General features: G+C 60.1%; 14 protein-coding genes and 3 pseudogenes. 8 read left to right on the top strand and 9 right to left on the bottom strand.

Going from position 1 to position 18,419, the window contains the following annotated elements:
• Positions 1–31: 31 nt before the first annotated feature.
• The 3 genes and pseudogenes from CUN63_RS32445 to CUN63_RS27120 form a co-directional block, all read left to right on the top strand.
• Positions 32–184: pseudogene (locus tag CUN63_RS32445) on the top strand (GNAT family N-acetyltransferase); the annotation flags it as partial.
• A 249-nt stretch (positions 185–433) separates the two neighbouring features.
• Positions 434–1,612, top strand: a complete 1,179-nt coding sequence (locus CUN63_RS27125; RefSeq protein WP_129443953.1) for an MFS transporter — start codon at positions 434–436, stop codon at positions 1,610–1,612.
• A 159-nt stretch (positions 1,613–1,771) separates the two neighbouring features.
• Positions 1,772–2,479, top strand: a complete 708-nt coding sequence (locus tag CUN63_RS27120) for an HPP family protein (RefSeq protein ID WP_129443951.1) — start codon at positions 1,772–1,774, stop codon at positions 2,477–2,479.
• A gap of 175 nt (positions 2,480–2,654) precedes the next feature.
• On the opposite strand, the pseudogene CUN63_RS27115 reads toward CUN63_RS27120, so the two are convergent.
• From CUN63_RS27115 to CUN63_RS32440, 3 genes and pseudogenes are all read right to left on the bottom strand, one after another.
• Positions 2,655–3,023 (bottom strand): annotated as a pseudogene (locus tag CUN63_RS27115) (arginine N-succinyltransferase); the annotation flags it as partial.
• Positions 3,024–3,272: 249 nt separating this feature from the next.
• Positions 3,273–3,758, bottom strand: coding sequence for an Lrp/AsnC family transcriptional regulator (locus tag CUN63_RS27110; protein WP_129443949.1), 486 nt, complete (start codon positions 3,756–3,758; stop codon positions 3,273–3,275).
• A 12-nt stretch (positions 3,759–3,770) separates the two neighbouring features.
• Positions 3,771–3,899 (bottom strand): annotated as a pseudogene (locus CUN63_RS32440) (histidine/lysine/arginine/ornithine ABC transporter ATP-binding protein); the annotation flags it as partial.
• Positions 3,900–4,297: 398 nt separating this feature from the next.
• Between CUN63_RS32440 and CUN63_RS27095 the strand changes: the two are divergent.
• Both CUN63_RS27095 and CUN63_RS27090 read left to right on the top strand, forming a co-directional pair.
• The gene (locus tag CUN63_RS27095; protein WP_129443947.1) at positions 4,298–5,404 is read left to right on the top strand and encodes an enoyl-CoA hydratase/isomerase family protein; all 1,107 of its coding nucleotides are present in this window, start codon (positions 4,298–4,300) and stop codon (positions 5,402–5,404) included.
• A gap of 3 nt (positions 5,405–5,407) precedes the next feature.
• Positions 5,408–6,559, top strand: coding sequence for an acyl-CoA dehydrogenase family protein (locus tag CUN63_RS27090; protein ID WP_129443945.1), 1,152 nt, complete (start codon positions 5,408–5,410; stop codon positions 6,557–6,559).
• Positions 6,560–6,699: 140 nt separating this feature from the next.
• Here the strand turns inward: CUN63_RS27090 and CUN63_RS27085 are convergent, their stop codons facing one another.
• The 6 genes from CUN63_RS27085 to CUN63_RS27060 all read right to left on the bottom strand — a co-directional run bounded on the left by CUN63_RS27085 (position 6,700) and on the right by CUN63_RS27060 (position 13,811).
• Positions 6,700–7,473 carry an enoyl-CoA hydratase gene (locus CUN63_RS27085; protein WP_123361197.1) on the bottom strand — a complete coding sequence of 258 codons (774 nt, stop codon included), beginning with the start codon at positions 7,471–7,473 and terminating at the stop codon, positions 6,700–6,702.
• A 131-nt stretch (positions 7,474–7,604) separates the two neighbouring features.
• Positions 7,605–8,732 (bottom strand): acyl-CoA dehydrogenase, encoded by a 1,128-nt coding sequence (locus CUN63_RS27080; protein ID WP_129443943.1) that lies wholly within the window; start codon positions 8,730–8,732, stop codon positions 7,605–7,607.
• Between the two features lie 164 nt (positions 8,733–8,896).
• Positions 8,897–10,090 carry an acetyl-CoA C-acyltransferase gene (locus CUN63_RS27075; RefSeq protein WP_129443941.1) on the bottom strand — a complete coding sequence of 398 codons (1,194 nt, stop codon included), beginning with the start codon at positions 10,088–10,090 and terminating at the stop codon, positions 8,897–8,899.
• 12 nt (positions 10,091–10,102) lie between these two features.
• Positions 10,103–10,864, bottom strand: coding sequence for an SDR family NAD(P)-dependent oxidoreductase (locus CUN63_RS27070; RefSeq protein ID WP_129443939.1), 762 nt, complete (start codon positions 10,862–10,864; stop codon positions 10,103–10,105).
• Positions 10,865–10,880: 16 nt separating this feature from the next.
• A complete protein-coding gene (locus CUN63_RS27065) occupies positions 10,881–12,545 on the bottom strand; it encodes an AMP-binding protein (protein WP_129443937.1) in 1,665 nt (554 codons plus the stop codon).
• Between the two features lie 249 nt (positions 12,546–12,794).
• Positions 12,795–13,811 carry an AraC family transcriptional regulator gene (locus tag CUN63_RS27060; protein WP_129443935.1) on the bottom strand — a complete coding sequence of 339 codons (1,017 nt, stop codon included), beginning with the start codon at positions 13,809–13,811 and terminating at the stop codon, positions 12,795–12,797.
• 155 nt (positions 13,812–13,966) lie between these two features.
• Here CUN63_RS27060 and CUN63_RS27055 point away from each other — a divergent pair, with 155 nt between their 5' ends.
• Genes CUN63_RS27055 through CUN63_RS27050 form a run of 3 tightly spaced genes read left to right on the top strand, consistent with a single transcriptional unit; the run spans position 13,967 to position 18,350 of the window.
• Positions 13,967–15,670 (top strand): molecular chaperone HscC, encoded by a 1,704-nt coding sequence (locus CUN63_RS27055; RefSeq protein WP_129443933.1) that lies wholly within the window; start codon positions 13,967–13,969, stop codon positions 15,668–15,670.
• Positions 15,667–17,346, top strand: coding sequence for a J domain-containing protein (locus CUN63_RS31775; RefSeq protein ID WP_165353288.1), 1,680 nt, complete (start codon positions 15,667–15,669; stop codon positions 17,344–17,346). The genes CUN63_RS27055 and CUN63_RS31775 overlap by 4 nt, the downstream gene beginning before the upstream one ends.
• Positions 17,343–18,350 (top strand): DUF3829 domain-containing protein, encoded by a 1,008-nt coding sequence (locus CUN63_RS27050; protein ID WP_165353287.1) that lies wholly within the window; start codon positions 17,343–17,345, stop codon positions 18,348–18,350. The genes CUN63_RS31775 and CUN63_RS27050 overlap by 4 nt, the downstream gene beginning before the upstream one ends.
• The last annotated feature ends 69 nt before the right edge of the window (positions 18,351–18,419 follow it).

The following is an 18,419-nucleotide window of genomic DNA, read 5'->3' as shown; positions in this document are numbered from 1 at the left end:
TTCGGCAGCTCCTACATGAACCGTGATTAACATGATGATTATCTTGCGCCGTGCCCGATCTATCGACGCCACTGCCCTCCCCGCTATCGAACGTTCGGCGGCCGAGTTGTTTCGCTGCGACCCTTCGCTGGCCTGGCTTGCCGATGCGCAGGTGACCGATGCCGAACAACATCGCCGGGCAATCGAGACGGATGAGGGGATCAGGCGCAAGAACTGCTTGAGCAGTTATGGCGGTTGGAAACGCTTGAATCGGTTCGTTCGCTGGATCGGTGGCTGACTTGAGTACGGGGTTGCCTGAGCCGGCCTCATCGCGAGCAAGCTCGCTCCCACAGGGGAATGCATTCCAAATGTGGGAGCGGGCTTGCTCGCGAATGGTAGCGACTCGGTTTTACGTCGAACACTGCAGAATCTAAATAAGGATATTTGCCCCACCGTGGCCACTTACTCACTCGTTATCCGCCGGTTGATGATCGTTTCGCTGACCATCGTCGTCAGCCGCGCCATCACCAGCCCGCTGCTGACGTTGTTCCTGAGCAACAAACTCGGCCTCAACCAACAGGATGTTGGCTTGCTGCTGGGCATCGCGGTGTTTATCGCCACCCTGCTCGCGCTCTACGGCGGTTACATCATCGACCGCCTCGAGAAGCGCCGACTGCTGATCCTCGCGATGCTCTCCAGCGCCATCGGCTTCGTGCTGCTGACCTTCGCCGAAAACCTCTACCTGACCACCGCCACCCTGGTGATCACCGAAACCGCCTCGGCGCTGTTCCTGATCGGCTCGAAGGCGATCCTCAGCGAAAACCTGCCCATGGGCCAGCGCGCCAAGGCGTTTTCCCTGCGCTACACCTTGACCAACATCGGCTACGCCACCGGCCCGATGCTGGGCGTGGTGATTGCCGGCGTGTACCCGATTGCACCGTTCCTGATCGCCGGTGGCATCGCGTTCTTCAGTATTTTCCTGATGATCGGGATACCGAAGGACTCGGCCCAGGCACCCGCGATTGGCCAGCCCGCGAGTTTTCTCAAGACGCTGGTCACCCTGAAAAACGACCGCACGCTGATCATGTTCACCTGCGGCTGCCTGCTCAGTACCGTGGTCCACGGCCGTTTCACCTTGTACCTGTCGCAATATCTGCTGGTAACCCATGACTCCAAACGGGCACTGGAAACCATGGCCGCCCTGCTCGCCTGCAATGCGATCAGCGTGATCCTGCTGCAATACCAGATCGGCCGTTTCCTCAAGCGCGAACAATTGCGTTACTGGATCGCGGGCGGTACCAGCCTGTTCATCGTCGGGTTGATCGGTTTCAGCCTGGCTGACAGCCTGGTGTCGTGGTGCGTGGCAATGTTCATCTTCACCTTCGGTGAAATGATCATTTACCCCGCCGAATTCCTCTTCGTCGACACCCTGGCCCCGGAAGAACTGCGCGGTAGCTATTACGGCGCGCAAAACCTCGCGGCCCTCGGCGGTGCCCTCAGCCCGGTGATTTGCGGTTTCCTGCTGATGCACACCCCCGCGCCAACGATGTTTTATGCCCTGAGCGCGCTGACCGCCATGGGCGGTTTCCTGTGTTTCATGAGCGGTCGCCGGGTGGCATTACAGCAAAATTAATGCACTAAAACTGCATTAATATGAATTTGTCACCATCAGGAATGAACGGCACACTGTGCCCGTTCCTCCCCCAATAGTTGGAACAACTTCAAGGGCTTTCTGGGTATCCCAGCTAAGCCTTTTTTTTGCCTCGGTTTTTTTCAACGGATCGTCTGCCTCATGTTTGCTCGCTGGTTTCCCGCCGCCATCAACACTCGCCCCTCCGAATGGAGCCGCGCCGCGATCGGCATGTCCTTGGGCACGATGTTCAGCGTCTGGCTCTGCAGCCTGGTATTCGGCATGCCGGTTGCGCAGCACTTGATCGGTCCGCTGGGTGCATCGGCCGTGTTGCTGTTCGCGGTATCCTCCGGCGCCCTCGCCCAGCCCTGGTCGATTCTTGGCGGTTATCTAAGCGCCGGGGTGGTTTCACTGCTGGTCGCTCACGTTCTCGGACGAACCCTCGGCAGCGCTTGCCTGGCGGCTGGCATAGCGCTGATTCTAATGTGCTGGCTGCGTTGCCTGCATCCACCGGCCGGGGCCTTGGCGTTGCTGTTGGTATTGGCAGACCCGGCGACCATTGCCCTGGGCTGGAAAGCCCTCGGCCCGGTGATGCTTGGTGCATCGGCCATGTTGCTCAGCGCCCTGGCCTACAACAACCTGACGCGCATTCGTTACCCAAAACGCGCCAGCGAACCGTTGTCCAGGGTGCCCGCCGACCACCCGCCCACCGACAGCCAGGCGATCACCGCCCAGGACCTGAAACTGGCCCTGGCGGACATGGAAGCCTTCTTCGACGTCACCCCCGAAGACCTCGAACAGTTGATCCATGCCAGTGAGTTGCATGCCAAACGGCGCAGTATTGGTGAAGTACTGAGCCGCAGAATCTGACAACACCACGGTCCTTGTAGCAGCTGCCGAGCCTGCGAGGCTGCGGTCGGCGGCGAAGCCGTCGTAAACCCCGCATGCACGGTCTTCCTGATACACCACGCTGCTTGATTTCACGACGGCTTCGCCGCCGAACGCAGCCTCGCAGGCTCGGCAGCTGCTACGGATCGCGTTATGCAGCCTTGAGCATGCCCAGCGCCGGTTCGGTGTTGGGATGAACGCGACCGATGACGGTTCTTGCGGCTTCAGGCAACAGGCAAGTCGGCAGCGGAAACTTGGGCATCAGCTCGGCGGTGAAGGTCTTGTTACCCAGCCCGGTCAGGTAGTCGGCATCGGCAAAATCCATCTTGAAGAAGTGCCGCCCCAGACCTTCCCAGAACGGTGAAACGCCCTCTTCGTCCGAGTAGCCGCGCATCTCGGCGATCACCTTCTCCCCGAAATGCTGACGAAATTCCGCCCGAAACAGGAACCGCGCCTTGGACAGCAAACGCCCGTTCAGACCGCTGCGGTGATCGGCATGCAGAAACAGCGAACACAGCTCCGAATGGGGAAACGGTTGTTCGCCGCCGTGTCCTGATTGAAGGAGAAACGTGTCGGGCGAATCATCAAAACGGTATTGGTGGTTTGCATGGGCACAGATTCAATGAGGGTTAAGAGGTACTCATTGTCTGTTTCGCAGGCTGGAAAACCCGGTTGATCAGTGGCGGCGGCGTGATGGAAACGGCTGAAAAACGTGTGTGGCCCAGCCGATTCGGCGAGTGCCGAAGGCAGCGATCCTTTGATCTTGATCTTGCTTCTATTCCATCGTGGTCTTGACCATCGCCAATTCCGGATGGCTGACCAACTTGTCGATGTGCAAATCCGGGTCATCGAACCAGACCTCTGTCAGCACCCGGTAATGCTCCATGTCCCGGCAACGCATGCGCAAGCTGTAGTCGAACGCGCCGCTGATCAACCGACATTCCAGCACCTGCGAGCAGGCGCGGACCTTGGCTTCGAAAGCCTTTTGCGCCGCCCGCCCACTCTGGTTCGACAACGCAACCAGCACCAGCACCAGCAACGACAAGCCTGGTGTCAGCTTCTTTTCATCGAGAATCGCGCCATACCCACGAATGACCCCGAGCTGTTCGAGCTTGCGCACCCGTTCCAGGTACGGCCTGGGCGTCAGGTGCACGCGCTCGGAAAGCTTTTGATAAGTGATGCGCCCTTCGTGGCGCAGCACTTCGATGATTGCCTGATCGATACGATCAAGCACGATCGACAGATCGCGGATATCCGCCATATACGTCTTGCCTCACTTCAAACGACCCGATAGGAATTGCTGCAAACGTTCACTTTTTGGCTGGTCGAGGATCGTTGCGTCACCCTGCTCCTCGACCTTCCCCTGATGCAAGAACAACACCGGGCTGGAAACCTCGCCTGCGCCTAACCACACTTTTTGACAGGGGCAGAGAGTCGATGCGGTATTCACCGCAGCCGTATTTGTTGTTGTTTTCGACCGGCCCGAGCCCGTCGTCGGAGTGCAGTCCGTTCCATGCGCATCGTCACAAGCGCTTGAAATGGACCGTCAGAATGCCAATTGCCAGGCCGGTGCAGGTGTCGTAAGCCCCTGTTCTGACAGCCCAACTGCGCTGAACGGGTGGCTCTCACAGCCGATTCTGTCGTTGATCTCCCAAGATCTAGAGATCGCAGCCTTAAGGTAAAAATGCACACGACTCCTGCACATATTCCGGTTGTACATCACAAATTTGCACTGTTACGATCCAGCATCGCTCGCGCGCGAGCTTCTCTATAAAGAACAATAAAAGCAGGGAGTTAGTGATGACTGCTCAGGTTTCATCGAAGGGGACTTCGTCCATGGATGCCATGCAAAACGAAGTGCTGGCCGAGGTTCGCAACCACATCGGTCACCTGACCCTCAATCGCCCCGGCGGCCTCAACGCCATTACCCTGGACATGGTGCGCAACCTGCAGCGTCAGCTCGACGCCTGGGCGCTCGATCCGCACGTACACGCGGTGGTCTTGCGCGGTGCTGGCGAGAAGGCTTTCTGTGCCGGCGGCGATATTCGCTCGCTGTACGACAGCTTCAAAAACGGCGACACGCTGCACGAAGATTTCTTCGTCGAGGAATACGCCCTCGACCTCGCGATTCACCATTACCGCAAACCTGTGCTCGCCTTGATGGACGGTTTTGTCCTGGGCGGCGGCATGGGCCTGGTGCAAGGCGCCGACTTGCGAGTGGTCACCGAGAAAAGCCGCCTGGCGATGCCGGAAGTGGCGATCGGTTATTTCCCGGATGTCGGTGGCAGCCATTTCCTGCCGCGCGTTCCCGGTGAACTGGGTATTTACCTCGGCGTCAGCGGCGTGCAGATCCGTGCGGCCGATGCGCTCTATTGCGGCCTGGCCGACTGGTACCTGGAAAGCGACAAGTTGAGCACTCTGGACGAGCAACTCGATCAGCTCGAATGGCCCGAAACACCGTTGAAGGACCTTCAAGGTCTGCTGGCGAAACTCGCCGTGCAACAACTGCCGGCACCACCTTTGGCGGCGTTGCGCCCGGCCATCGATCACTTCTTCGCCCTGCCCGATGTGCCGAGTATTGTTGAGCAACTGCGTGAAGTAACGGTCGCCGACAGCCACGAGTGGGCCACGACCACCGCCGACCTGCTGGAAAGCCGTTCACCGCTGGCCATGGGCGTGACCCTGGAAATGCTCCGTCGCGGCCGGCACCTGAGTCTGGAAGACTGCTTCGCCCTTGAGCTGCACCTGGACCGTCAGTGGTTCGAGCGCGGCGACCTGATCGAAGGCGTGCGCGCCTTGCTGATCGACAAAGACAAGAAACCGCGCTGGAACCCGCCAACCTTGCAGGCGCTGGACGCCGAGCACGTCGCGAGTTTCTTCACGGGTTTTGACCAAAGCGGGAGCTGAGCCATGCACGATATCGAATTGAGCGAAGAGCAAGTCATGATCCGCGACATGGCCCGGGACTTCGCCCGCGGCGAAATCGCCCCCCACGCCCAGGCCTGGGAAAAGGCCGGCTGGATCGATGACGGTCTGGTGGCGAAGATGGGTGAGCTGGGTCTGCTGGGCATGGTGGTGCCCGAGGAATGGGGCGGCACCTATGTCGATTACGTCGCTTACGCCTTGGCCGTGGAAGAGATTTCGGCCGGCGACGGCGCCACTGGCGCACTCATGAGCATTCACAACTCCGTGGGCTGCGGTCCGGTCCTCAACTACGGCACTGAAGAACAGAAACAGACCTGGCTGCCGGATCTGGCCAGCGGTCAGGCGATCGGCTGCTTCTGCCTGACCGAACCCCAGGCCGGCTCCGAAGCCCACAACCTGCGCACCCGCGCCGAACTGCGCGACGGCCAGTGGGTGATCAACGGCGCCAAGCAATTCGTCAGCAATGGCAAACGGGCGAAACTGGCCATCGTGTTTGCGGTGACCGATCCGGATCTGGGCAAGCGCGGCATCTCGGCGTTTCTGGTGCCGACCGATACAGCGGGTTTCATCGTTGATCGCACCGAGCACAAGATGGGTATTCGCGCGTCCGATACCTGCGCGGTGACCCTGAGCAACTGCACGATTCCGGAAGCCAACCTGTTGGGTGAGCGCGGCAAAGGACTGGCGATTGCCCTGTCGAACCTCGAAGGCGGCCGCATCGGCATCGCGGCGCAGGCGTTGGGCATTGCCCGCGCGGCGTTTGAAGCGGCGCTGGCCTACTCGCGGGATCGGGTTCAGTTCAACAAGCCGATCATCGAGCACCAGAGTATCGCCAACATGCTGGCCGATATGCACACCCGGTTGAACGCGGCACGACTGCTGATCTTGCATGCTGCGCGGTTGCGCAGTGCCGGCAAGCCGTGTCTGTCGGAGGCTTCACAGGCCAAATTGTTTGCTTCGGAGATGGCCGAGAAAGTGTGTTCGTCGGCGATGCAGATTCATGGCGGGTATGGGTATCTGGAGGATTATCCGGTGGAGCGTTATTACCGGGATGCGCGGATTACGCAGATTTATGAAGGGTCGAGCGAGATACAGCGGATGGTGATTGCTCGGGAGCTGAAGCACTACCTGGTGTGATGCCCCAAAAGCATCGTCGGATCGCCGCCCGGAGACAAGCTCGCTCCCACAGGGTTCTCTGGTATACACAAGATCTGTGAACACTGGAGATCCACTGTGGGAGCGAGCTTGCTCGCGATAGCGTCAGCGAAAACGCCGCATTACTTACCTTGGAACTCAGCCTCACGCTTGGCAATAAACGCCGCCATCCCTTCCTTCTGATCCTGCGTCGCAAACGCCGCATGGAACACCCGGCGCTCAAAGCGCACACCTTCCGACAGGCTCACTTCAAACGCGCGGTTGACGCTTTCCTTGATCATCATTGCAATCGGCAACGACTTCTTGGCAATCAGCGCCGCGACTTTCAACGCTTCTTCCAGCAACTCATCGGCCGGAACAATCCGCGCCACAATCCCGCAACGCTCCGCTTCCACCGCATCGATCAAGCGCCCGCTGAGGCACATTTCCATGGCCTTGGCCTTGCCCACTGCGCGGGTCAGGCGCTGGGTGCCGCCCATGCCCGGCAGTACGCCGAGGTTGATTTCCGGCTGACCGAACTTGGCGTTGTCGCCGGCCAGGATGAAGTCGCACATCAGCGCCAGTTCACAACCACCGCCCAAGGCGAAACCGTTGACGGCGGCAATGATCGGCTTGCGGCGGTTAGCCACGCGATCGCTGTCGCTGAACAGGTCGTCGAGGTAGATCTGCGGGTAGGTCAGCTCGGCCATTTCCTTGATGTCGGCACCGGCCGCGAAGGCTTTTTTCGAGCCGGTCAGCACGATGCAGCCGATGTTCGAATCGGCTTCCAGGCCATCGAGGGCGTGGTTCAGCTCGCTGACGATCTGTGCGTTCAACGCATTCAGCGCTTGTGGACGGTTCAGGGTGATCAGGCCGACGCGACCGTGAGTTTCCAACAAAATTGTTTCGTAGCTCATATATGACTCCTGATAAACACTCGATCCCCCGTAGGAGCTGCCGCAGGCTGCGATCTTTTGATCTCGATCTTCGGTGATTTCAAGATCGCTGAAGATCGCAGCCTGCGGCAGCTCCTACCGGGGGTTCATTCTTAGAGACTTCGTGAAATAACCATGCGCTGAATATCGCTGGTGCCTTCGTAGATCTGGCAGACCCGCACGTCGCGGTAGATCCGCTCCAGCGGGAAATCGTTCAAGTAACCGTAACCGCCGAGGGTTTGCAAGGCTGCGGAGCACACCTTCTCAGCCATTTCCGAGGCGAACAGCTTGGCCATGGACGCTTCGACCAAGGCCGGTTTGCCGCTGTCTCTTAACGCCGCCGCGTAATGCACCATTTGCCGGGCGACGGCGATTTGGGTTGCCATGTCCGCCAGGCGGAACGCGACCGCTTGATGCTCGATGATCGGTTTGCCGAAGCTTTCACGCTCGCGGGCGTAGTCGCGGGCTGCTTCGAACGCAGCGCGGGCCATGCCCACCGATTGCGAAGCGATGCCGACACGGCCGCCTTCGAGGTTGGCCAGGGCGATTCGATAACCTTCGCCCTCCTCGCCCAAGCGGTTAGCCACCGGCACTTTCACGTCCTCAAACAGAATCTGGCAGGTGTCGGACGCGTGCTGGCCGAGCTTGTCTTCGACCCGTGCAACTTTGTAACCCGGCGAATCGGTCGGCACGATCAGCGCCGTGATGCCACGTTTGCCGGCACTCGGATCAGTCACGGCGAACACGATCACCACCCCGGCGTTCTGCCCGGAGGTAATGAACTGTTTGCAGCCGTTCAACACGTAGTGATCGCCTTCCAGACGGGCACGGGTTTTCAGGCCGCTGGCGTCGGAACCGGCCTGCGGTTCGGTGAGGGCAAAAGCCCCGAGCATCGAGCCGCTGGCCAACGGTTTGAGGAAGCGTTCTTTCTGGTCGTCGTTGCCGTACTTGAGAATCGGCACGCAACCCACCGAGTTGTGCACGCTCATGATGGTCGAGCAGGCGCCATCGCCGGCAGCAATTTCTTCCAGGGCCATGGCGTAGGCCAGGTAACCGGTGTCGCAACCGCCCCACTCTTCCGGCACCAACATGCCGAAGAAGCCCAGTTCCGCCATCTCGCCGATGGCTTCCTTGGGGAAGCGATGCTCGCGGTCCCACTCGGCGGCGAACGGTTTCAGCCGTTCCTGGGCAAACTGCCGGGCCGCGTCGCTGATCTGAAGTTGTTCGTCATTGGGAATCATGCCAAATCCTTAAAAATTGAGCCTATCGCACAAAATACCTGGTTGAAACGCTGGACCTGTGGGAGCGGGCTTGCTCGCGAAAGCGGTGTGTCATTCAACATTGATGTCGACTGACACGGCCTCTTCGCGAGCAAGCCCGCTCCCACATGGGGATAGCGTCAGTTTCAATACAGGCATTCAACGGCCATGGCCGTGGCTTCACCGCCGCCGATGCAGATCGCTGCAACGCCGCGTTTCAGGCCTTTCTGGCGCAGGGCCGAGAGCAAGGTCACGAGGATCCGCGCGCCAGACGCACCGATCGGGTGGCCGAGGGCGCAAGCGCCGCCGTGAACGTTGACCTTCTCGTGAGGGATTTCCAGTTTGGTCATGGTGACCAGACTGACCACGGCGAAGGCTTCGTTGACTTCGACCAGATCGACTTCGTCCAGCGACCAGCCGGTTTTTTTCATCAGCTTCTCGATCGCGCCCACCGGTGCCACCGGGAACAGGCCCGGGGTGTCGGCAAACGCGGCGTGGCCGTGAATCACTGCCAGCGGTTTCAGGCCGCGCTTTTCAGCTTCGGAACGGCGCATCATCACCAGTGCCGCAGCGCCATCGGAGATCGAGCTGGAGTTCGCCGCCGTCACCGTGCCGCCTTCGCGGAACGCCGGTTTCAAGGAAGCGATCTTGTCCAGTTTGGCTTTCGGTGGTTGTTCGTCGTTGCTGATCAGCACCTGCTCTTTACCGACAGTCACGGTGACCGGCACGATCTCGTCTTTGAAGCTGCCGTCCTTGATCGCCTGCTGCGCGCGGGTGGTCGAGGCAATGGCAAACGCGTCCTGGGCTTCACGGGTGAAACCGTTGGTTTCCGCGCAATCTTCGGCGTAGGTGCCCATCAGGCGACCTTTGTCGTAAGCGTCTTCCAGCCCGTCGAGGAACATGTGATCAAGCACACGACCGTGGCCCATGCGGTAACCGCTGCGGGCGCGGTCCAGCAGATACGGCGCGTTGGACATGCTTTCCATACCGCCAGCGACAACCACGTCGGCGCTGCCGGCCACCAGCATGTCGTGGGCCAGAATGGCCGCTTCCATGCCCGAACCGCACATCTTGTTCAGGGTGGTGCAGCGAGTCGATTTATCCAACCCGGCGCCCAGTGCGGCTTGACGCGCCGGGGCCTGGCCGAGGCCGGCGGACAGGACGCAACCGAACAGCACTTCTTCAACCGAGTCTGGCGCCACACCGGCGCGCTCGACGGCGGCGCGAATTGCGGCAGCACCGAGTTGCGGTGCGGTCAGGCTTTTCAGTTCGCCCTGGAAACCGCCCATCGGGGTGCGGACGGCGCTGACGATAACAATGGGATCGTTGGAAATAGTCATGACAAATCCTCCTTATTTGGCGGCCATGCGCAAGGCGCCGTCGAGACGGATCACCTCGCCATTGAGCATGCTGTTTTCAATGATATGCCTGACCAGCTCGGCATACTCGCTCGGTTTTCCCAAGCGCGGCGGAAACGGCACGCCAGCCGCCAGGGACGCGCGGACTTCCGGGGTCATGCCGGCCATCATCGGGGTTTCGAAAATGCCCGGGGCGATGGTCATCACGCGGATGCCGAAGCGCGCCAGTTCACGGGCGGCGGGCAAGGTCAGGCTGACGATCGCGCCTTTGGAGGCGGCATAAGCGGCTTGACCGATCTGGCCGTCGTACGCGGCCGCCGAGGCGGTGTTGATGATCACGCCGCGCTCGCCGTCAGCATCTGCTTCGCTTTCGGCGATCGCCGCAGCGGCCAGGCGCAGCATGTTGAAACTGCCGATCAGGTTGACGTTGATCACCTGGCTGAAATTGGCCAACACGTGGGGGCCGTTCTTGCCGAGGATCTTCTCACCGCGCACGATGCCGGCGCAGTTGACCAGACCATTCAGGCCACCGAAGGCTTTGACCGTCGCCTGCACAGCGGCTTGCGCCGCGGCTTCGTTGCTGATGTCCGCCACCACGCTTTGCGCGCCGAGGCGTTCAGCCTGGGCCGCAACGGCCTCGGCGTTCATGTCCACCAGCATCACTTTGGCGCCGGCTGCGACCAGCATTTCAGCCGTGGCTGCACCGAGGCCGGACGCACCGCCGGTGACGAGAAAAACCTTGTTTTCGATCTGCATCATTGTTTCCTTGGATTCAAGCTGAAACGTTCTTCGCGGCGGCCTCTTGAGCCTTGGCGATTTCCTGGTTGCGCAAGATAAAGCGCTGCAATTTGCCGCTAGGGGTTTTCGGCAATTCGCTGACAAATTCAATTTCACGGGGGTACGAGTGCGCGGCCAGTCGTTTGCGCACGTGTTGGCGCAGCTCTTCGGCCAGCTCCGGCGCAGCACGGTATTGCGGGCTGAGCACGACAAAGGCTTTGACCAGTTCGGTGCGCTCCGGATCGGGTTTGCCGACCACGGCCGCTTCGACCACGGCCGGGTGTTCGATCAACGCGCTTTCCACGTCGAACGGACCGACGCGATAACCGGAGGTGGTGATCACGTCGTCGCTGCGACCGACGAAGCTGATGCTGCCGTCCGGGTTCCACTCGACGGTGTCGCCGCTCAGGTAATAGTTGCCGACGAAGGCCTTGGTCGGTGCGCCTTCGTAACCGGCGAACCAGCACATCGGCGATTGGGTGCGATCGATGGCCAGAATGCCCGGCTGACCGACGCCGAGTTCTTTGTACTCGTCATCCAGCACCACGATGCGGTGGCCCGGCGAAGCGAAACCGGCGGCCCCCATGTGGATCGGATGCTCCAGGCCATGGTGATTGCACAGCACCATGCCCAGTTCGGTCTGGCCGTAATGATCGTGAATGACCACGCCGAGGTTGTCGGCGAACCAGCGAATCACTTCCGGGTTCAGCGGCTCGCCGGCGCTGCTGACGATGCGCAGCTTGCCCTTGATCGAGCGGGCGAACTCGTCGCCACCCGCGATCAACAGGCGATAGGCCGTCGGCGAGCCGGTGAGGTTGGTGATCCCGTATTTGTTGATCACCCGGCAGGTGCTTTCGAGGGTGAACGGGCCATCGTAAAAGGTGATCGGATGCCCCATGGCCATGGGACCTGTAACACCGAAATAGATGCCATAGGCCCAGCCCGGATCGGCGACGTTCCAGAAGGCGTCTTCAGGGCGCAAGTCCACGGCGTCACGGGTGTAGCTCTGGAAGGCGACGATGGCCTTGAGCGGAACGGACAGCGCTTTCGACGGACCGGTGGTGCCCGAGGTGAACATCAGCAGGAACGGGTCTTCGCCGGTCAGCAGGACCGGTTCGCACTCAGGAGAATAATTGGCCAGTTCGGCCCAGAAGCTGTAATCGCCGCGGACGATGCCTTGGCCTTTGGGGCCGGCGACGGTGACGATGGTCGGGCAGTCGGCGACTTCAGTGAGTTTGGAGCGATTGCCCGCATCGGTGACGACCACTTTGGCGCCAGAGGAGCTGAGGCGGTGTTCGATGGCTTTCGGGCCGAATGCCGTGAACAGCGGCTGGTAGACCGCGCCGATGCGCCAGGTGGCGAAGACGGTGATGAGCAATTCGATGTTACGTGGCAGGAGACCGGCAACCTTGTCGCCTTTTTTCACGCCTTGGGCCAGCAGGAAATTGGCGAAACGCGCGGCTTTGTCCTGCAAGTCGCTGAAGGTGTAGGTCGCGCTGGCGCCATCGCGACCTTCCCAGAACAGCGCGATGCGCCCCGGCAAGGCATGCCGGTCGCAACACTCGACACAGGCGTTGAGGGCAGTCAAATCGCCGTCGAGCGCGGCGTCGACGGTGTGCTGATAATTGAACTGTGAGGTAGCAGACAAATAATCGCGCATTGCCAGAATCCCTTTGTATTTTTATTAGGTCGGGGGAACCGTAATTAACAGGGAAATACTCGCTCTGCGCGGGGCGCGGGACAATGGTCAAAGCTATCAAGTTGCGTGACTGGTTTGGCCAAGATTCAAGAGGTGCGTCGCCTGGGCGGACGCCTTCGCGAGCAAGCCCGCTCCCACATTTGGAATGCGTTCCCCTGTGGGAGCGGGCTTGCTCGCGAAGGCGCCCGACCAATCAACACAAAATCCGAATCAGCTCGCTTCGTTGAGGATCAAACTCCGGTAGTGCCCCGGATTTGACCCCGACCACTTGCGAAACGCTTTGTAGAACGAGCTGGCGTCGGCAAACCCTAAACGCGTGGCGATCTCGGCAAAGCTGATGGTAGGTTCTGCCAGCCAGACAATCGCCAGTTCCTTGCGCACGCTGTCCTTGAGCCCTTGATAAGTCTGGCCCTCTTCGGCCAGGCGCCGACGCAGGGTCGACGCCGACATGCACAGCTGTTGCGCCAGGGCCTCGGTTTCCGGCCAGTGTTCGGCGGGCAGTTGCCGCAAATCGTGCTTGATCCGGCTGGCCAGGCTCTGCGGGTCACGGTACTTGACCAGAATATTGGCCGGCGCATGGGCCAGGAAACGCTTGAGTTCTTCCGGGCTGCGCTTGATCGGCAAGTCCAGGCACTCGGCCGAAAAAATCATCCGCGTGCGCGGCCGGTCGAAACGCAGGTTCTCGGAGAACATCACCTGATAGTCATCGCAGAAGTCCGGTGCCGGGCAGCGCAACTCGATGGCCAGGATCGGAATCCGTCGCCCCGCCAGCCAGCAGGCGACACCGTGAACGATCATCCAATACGTGAAATAAGTGAAGGCGCGGCGCGGGTCCTGGTCGTCTTCGAGCAAGACGATTTCCGCCAGGCTTTGCTGACGAACCAACTGCGCGGGCAGGTGTTCGAGCATCAACGATAGAAAGCTCAAACCCGAAGTCAGGCCGGCGGCCAGGCTCGGCTGGACCATGGAGCAGCGACAGAGAAACTCCAGGCTGCCGGATTTGAGTTTGCGCGGGTCCATGCCAAAAAACTCATCGTCCCGGCGCCGGGCCAACAAGCGCCACAGTCTTGCGTAAGCGGTAGCCGGCACGCGGGCAGTGGTGGTTTCCAGCAGCGCCGGATCGATGCCGACCTTGTTCAACACCTCATCGGTGGTCGCTCCGGGGGCGCAACTCTGCAACAGCGCTTCACGCACCAGTTGAATGGAGATGGTGTCTTTTTCCGACATATACGTCACTCGGGTGCACTGAATTATTCTGTTGGCCATCTTAGGCAGCACGGAGTAAAAAGCCAGTCCTGCGCAAAAGGCGGCTCAACTACCTGGCCCTGTGGCCGATAGGCTGTTGCCGGGAATTCCCGAATTGACATGGAGCTGTAAACGTAATGATCGTCGGCATTGATTTGGGCACCACCAATAGCCTGGTTGCCGTTTGGCGCAACGGCGCGCCCGAACTGGTTCCCAACGCTCTGGAAAGTCTACTGACCCCAAGCGTGGTGGGCCTTGACGACGAAGGTCGAGTGCTGGTCGGTCAGGCTGCAAAGGAACGTTTGCAGACTCATCCACAGTTGACGGCGGCATTGTTCAAACGACACATGGGCAGCGCTCATGAACTTCGTCTCGGCACCCGATCGTTCCGCCCGGAAGAGCTGTCGGCACTGGTGTTGCGCAGCCTGAAGGAAGACGTCGAACGCCTCTACGGAGAAACTGTCACTGAAGCAGTGATCAGCGTACCCGCCTATTTCAACGACGCTCAACGCAAAGCCACGAAAATCGCTGGCGAATTGGCCGGCCTCAAGGTCGAACGACTGATCAACGAACCGACTGCCGCGGCCCTCGCTTATGGACTGCATCAACGCGACAGCGCCAGTTCGTTTCTGGTGTTCGACCTCGGTGGCGGCACCTTCGATGTGTCGATCCTCGAACTGTTCGACGGCGTCATGGAAGTGCGCGCCAGCGCTGGCGACAACTTTCTCGGCGGCGAAGACTTCGACACCGTGCTGGTTCAGGCCTTTGTCGCCGCACACGCCAACTGTAGCGACATGCCCTCACCGACGGAACCGACTATCGCCCATCGCCTGCGCCGCGAAGCCGAGCGCGTGCGCCATGCCCTTGGCCAGGCCGACAGCGCGACCTTCGTCCTGCGCCATGGCTCCGGTCAATGGGAGCAGACGTTCACCCAGACACAGTTGGCCGAACTCTGCGCGCCGCTGCTCGTGCGTCTGCGCACACCGATCGAAACCGCGCTGCGCGACGCGCGTATTCGGCCATCGGAGCTGGATGAAGTCCTGCTGGTGGGCGGCACGACCCGCATGCCAATGATCCGGCGGATGGTGGCCGGGTTGTTCGGTCGGTTCCCTTCGATTGCGCTTAACCCGGACGAATCGATTGCACTGGGCGCAGCGGTGCAGGCAGCCCTGAAGGCACGGGATGCCGCACTCGAAGAGGTGGTGTTGACCGATGTTTGCCCCTACACCTTGGGCATCGAAGTCGCGGTCAGCGTCGGCGAAAGTACGCAAGCGGGTCATTACCTGCCAATTATCGAGCGTAACTGCGTGGTCCCGGTGAGCCGGGTCAAAACCGTCTCGACCCTGCGCCACCATCAGCGCGTTGTGCAGTTGAAGATTTACCAGGGCGAAAGTCGTTGGGTAAAAGAAAACATTTATCTGGGGGAAATGGACATCGAGGTGCCCGTGGCGCCGGCTGGCGAGATCAGCATCGATGTACGCTTCACTTACGATAACAACGGCCTGCTCGAAGCCGAGGCGCTGATAAATCGTACCGGTGAGCGTCGGACCCTGGTGATCGAAAACAATCCCGGTGTACTCGCCCCTAAAGAGATTCAGCAACGCCTGACTGCGCTGGCCAACCTCAAGGTTCACCCGCGCGAGCAACAGGTCAACAGCCTGCTAAATGCCCGTCTCGAGCGCCTCTATCAGGAAAGCCTCGGCGATTTGCGCCAACGGCTCGATCACATGGCCAACCGTTTCCAGCAGATGCTCAACACCCAGGACGAACGAGCGATACGCGAACTGCGCTTGCAACTGACGCAACAGCTCGATGAACTGGAACAGGGGCTGTGGCGGTGAATTGCTGGGCCATTCTGGGGCTGGAAGCCGATGCTGACTCACGCAGCATCAAACGCCAATACGCAACGCTTCTCAAGGTACACCGCCCGGATGAAGACCCGACCGGTTTTCAGCGTCTGCGCGAAGCCTACGAGCAGGCGATGGAGTGGAGCCGCCGCGAACCCACGGTTGTACGACAGGCTCTTGCTCCGTCACTTGAAGCGGAGCTCAGTTTCGAGCTGGAACATGTACGGTTTGAACAGCGCACCGGAGCGCAACAGGCCGAGCAGTTACTGGCAGACGTTACGGTAGAGCGGCTCGATGAACGTCTGGCGCAGGCACGGGTGTCTCACTGCGCCCGAGAGTTCGAAGATCAGTTGTTGATGATGTGCCTGTCACCGCGCGACGACGGGATGTTGCTGGCCGCCTGGGGGCTGGTGCAGTTCAACTGGCTCAGTGCCTGGCAACGCCTGGATTTATCCTCGCAAGCGCTGGAGTTGCTGCTTCGCGCTTACTGTAAGCATGTGGAAAAGGACTTGCGCGAGTTGCTTGACGCGGGCCAGGTCGACGCGTTCATCGAGCGCTTTGTGGCGCTCAAACAGGCCGACTGGTTGCAGCCGTTCGAACGCCACGACTGGTTTAATGAAACCCTGGCCCGTTTACTGGTGGATTCGAGCTTCTGGTCGGTCCACGTGTTCGAAACGCTGTGTTCACATCAGCACTGGTACGTCGCCGCGAACGAAGCCGAAATCGAAGGGCGTTGCCCGCCACCTTATTGGACGGCACTGTTGCAGCGCCGAGATGACCAGGTTTTTGTTGAAACCCTGGAACGTCTGGCCGACCTGAATGATCGTGAGCCCCAGAGCCGCGCAGCACGCTTGTTACTGACGCCAATGACCGACACCGAGCGAAGCGCCTTCGCCCGGAGGTTTTTTGAAGCGGACTGGAATGCCTGTCGCACCCTCAGCGAGAAGCTCCAGCGCCTGGGCCCGGCCCGATGCCGCCAAATGCCAAACGGCGATCCATTTTTCTGGAAGCCCCTTGTGCAGCCCCGCCAGACCTGGCCCATGTTTGCCGGGTTGCTGGGGGCATCACTTACCTGGGCAGCCGGTGAATACCTCAGTGATAAATCGGGTATCGGCGCAAGCTTTGCCGCGATTCTGTTCTGGCTGTGCGTGTTGGCTACGCCGAGCGCGGCATTGTTGTGGGTCTGGTGCCCGACGGCGGACCGGTTCTGGTCATTGGACGTGCGTTTGAGTCGCGCTGTTTCGCCTCGACTCAGCCTCAGACGCCCTGCGCCGCTAGTGCTGCGCGAGTTGCTGCCCTGCTGGTTGATGGGGGCGCTGACATGGGCCTGTTGTGGCGCGGCGGCATTTGCCAGCTACACGGTGGTGGTGCTAGCGCTAGGAGGATTGAGTCGTATCGCCTGGCCGGAAACGCTGCACATCAAGCCTCCCAAGGTTCGGCTGCCCGCTTTGGGACGCGCACCGTCGATTGCTCTGATGATTGGGGTCATTGGTCTGACGCTCCTGTTTTACACCATTGCCAGCAGTCAGTTGATGGGCCCGGATCAAGGATTACAACCTTTTTCCAAACGCAGTTGCAGTGGGCCCCTCGACAGCCGTCAGGAATGCCGGATCGCCCCCACGCAGGAGCAATGGTATGGGCAATCACGCGCGCAGGAGGGTCATCGATGAACAAACGCGTTAAGGCAATCGCAATTACCGCCGTGCTGACAGTCACCTTTCTCGGTATGTTGAGAGAGCATCAAAGCACCCTCCTGACCCCAATTCAGCGCTGGATCCATGAACCCGACCTCGCCGAACGGGAAAAGGCTAGCGCCCTGCGTCCGTTGATTGCCTGCCTGAACTCAGTCGACAGCCGCTGGCGTCACGCCTACACCACCTACCTGAACCGGGACCGCAAAGCCGATCCAACCTTGAAAGCGCGTTTTCCCGAAGACTTCGACCCGATGGTCAGCCTCCGCGAGCGGCTCAACTACCGGAGAGCCAACGATGTTTACATTTGCCGGTTGGACCCAGTGCGAAAAGAGAATCTTCAGAGGTCGGCACCTGAGTTGATACCGTTGCAAAATCGCTTTGAAGCGTCGCTGACGGCGGCCAACCAAGCGGCCGAGAAATTCGATTTTTTCAGCCCCACGCCGCTCTATTCGGTCAGCCCTGCAGATAAGGCCGAGCGCGACAACCTGTTTATCCCGCTAGTCAACGACTACCTCAACGCCTCTGACCACCTGCGCCGTGCGCTTGATACCCAGGATCAAGGTTTGCGACAGGTCCAGCTCGAACAACTAAAGACTCGGGATCAACTCAAGTACGCGCACATCCTCACCTACATGCTCGAAGCGCGAACCCTCATGCTCAAGCTCGACAGCCGTGTTCGCGAACAGACCTTTACCTCCAGTGACCTGAGCGACGCGACACTCAAGCTTCAACAGGCCTGGGACGACGGCACCCGTTACTTGCAAGCCAACCCGGCAACCAGCAACGCCGATTACCCGGAAAACATCTGGAACTATGTGCGTTCACCCGGCAAGAACTATCTGGATGCCGTTAACAGGCTGCGCGACGACTGGGCGGCCAACGCCTCGCCACAACAGCTGAGTGATGACTTCGAGCGGATCGGCCGCCGCTATGATCAGTTGATCGAGGTGTACAACGATCGGGTGAATCCGCTGTTTTGACGACGCATTGAACAATGCGTTCAGGTTAGGCTCAGGTAAATGCCAATAAATGCCATTTGGGAATGAGTG

This window comes from Pseudomonas sp. ACM7, assembly GCF_004136015.1.
Taxonomy (GTDB): Bacteria; Pseudomonadota; Gammaproteobacteria; order Pseudomonadales; family Pseudomonadaceae; genus Aquipseudomonas; species Aquipseudomonas frigoris.
This window is presented reverse-complemented; position numbering and strand designations above follow the sequence as displayed.

Bases quoted from the DNA above. Each gene is read 5' to 3' on its own strand.
- CUN63_RS27120 (WP_129443951.1), top strand. From the start codon at position 1,772: ATGTTTGCTCGCTGGTTTCCCGCCGCCATCAACACTCGCCCCTCCGAA.
- CUN63_RS27110 (WP_129443949.1), bottom strand. From the start codon at position 3,758: ATGGCGGATATCCGCGATCTGTCGATCGTGCTTGATCGTATCGATCAG.
- CUN63_RS27095 (WP_129443947.1), top strand. From the start codon at position 4,298: ATGACTGCTCAGGTTTCATCGAAGGGGACTTCGTCCATGGATGCCATG.
- CUN63_RS27090 (WP_129443945.1), top strand. From the start codon at position 5,408: ATGCACGATATCGAATTGAGCGAAGAGCAAGTCATGATCCGCGACATG.
- CUN63_RS27085 (WP_123361197.1), bottom strand. From the start codon at position 7,473: ATGAGCTACGAAACAATTTTGTTGGAAACTCACGGTCGCGTCGGCCTG.
- CUN63_RS27080 (WP_129443943.1), bottom strand. From the start codon at position 8,732: ATGATTCCCAATGACGAACAACTTCAGATCAGCGACGCGGCCCGGCAG.
- CUN63_RS27075 (WP_129443941.1), bottom strand. From the start codon at position 10,090: ATGACTATTTCCAACGATCCCATTGTTATCGTCAGCGCCGTCCGCACC.
- CUN63_RS27070 (WP_129443939.1), bottom strand. From the start codon at position 10,864: ATGCAGATCGAAAACAAGGTTTTTCTCGTCACCGGCGGTGCGTCCGGC.
- CUN63_RS27065 (WP_129443937.1), bottom strand. From the start codon at position 12,545: ATGCGCGATTATTTGTCTGCTACCTCACAGTTCAATTATCAGCACACC.
- CUN63_RS27060 (WP_129443935.1), bottom strand. From the start codon at position 13,811: ATGTCGGAAAAAGACACCATCTCCATTCAACTGGTGCGTGAAGCGCTG.
- CUN63_RS27055 (WP_129443933.1), top strand. From the start codon at position 13,967: ATGATCGTCGGCATTGATTTGGGCACCACCAATAGCCTGGTTGCCGTT.
- CUN63_RS27050 (WP_165353287.1), top strand. From the start codon at position 17,343: ATGAACAAACGCGTTAAGGCAATCGCAATTACCGCCGTGCTGACAGTC.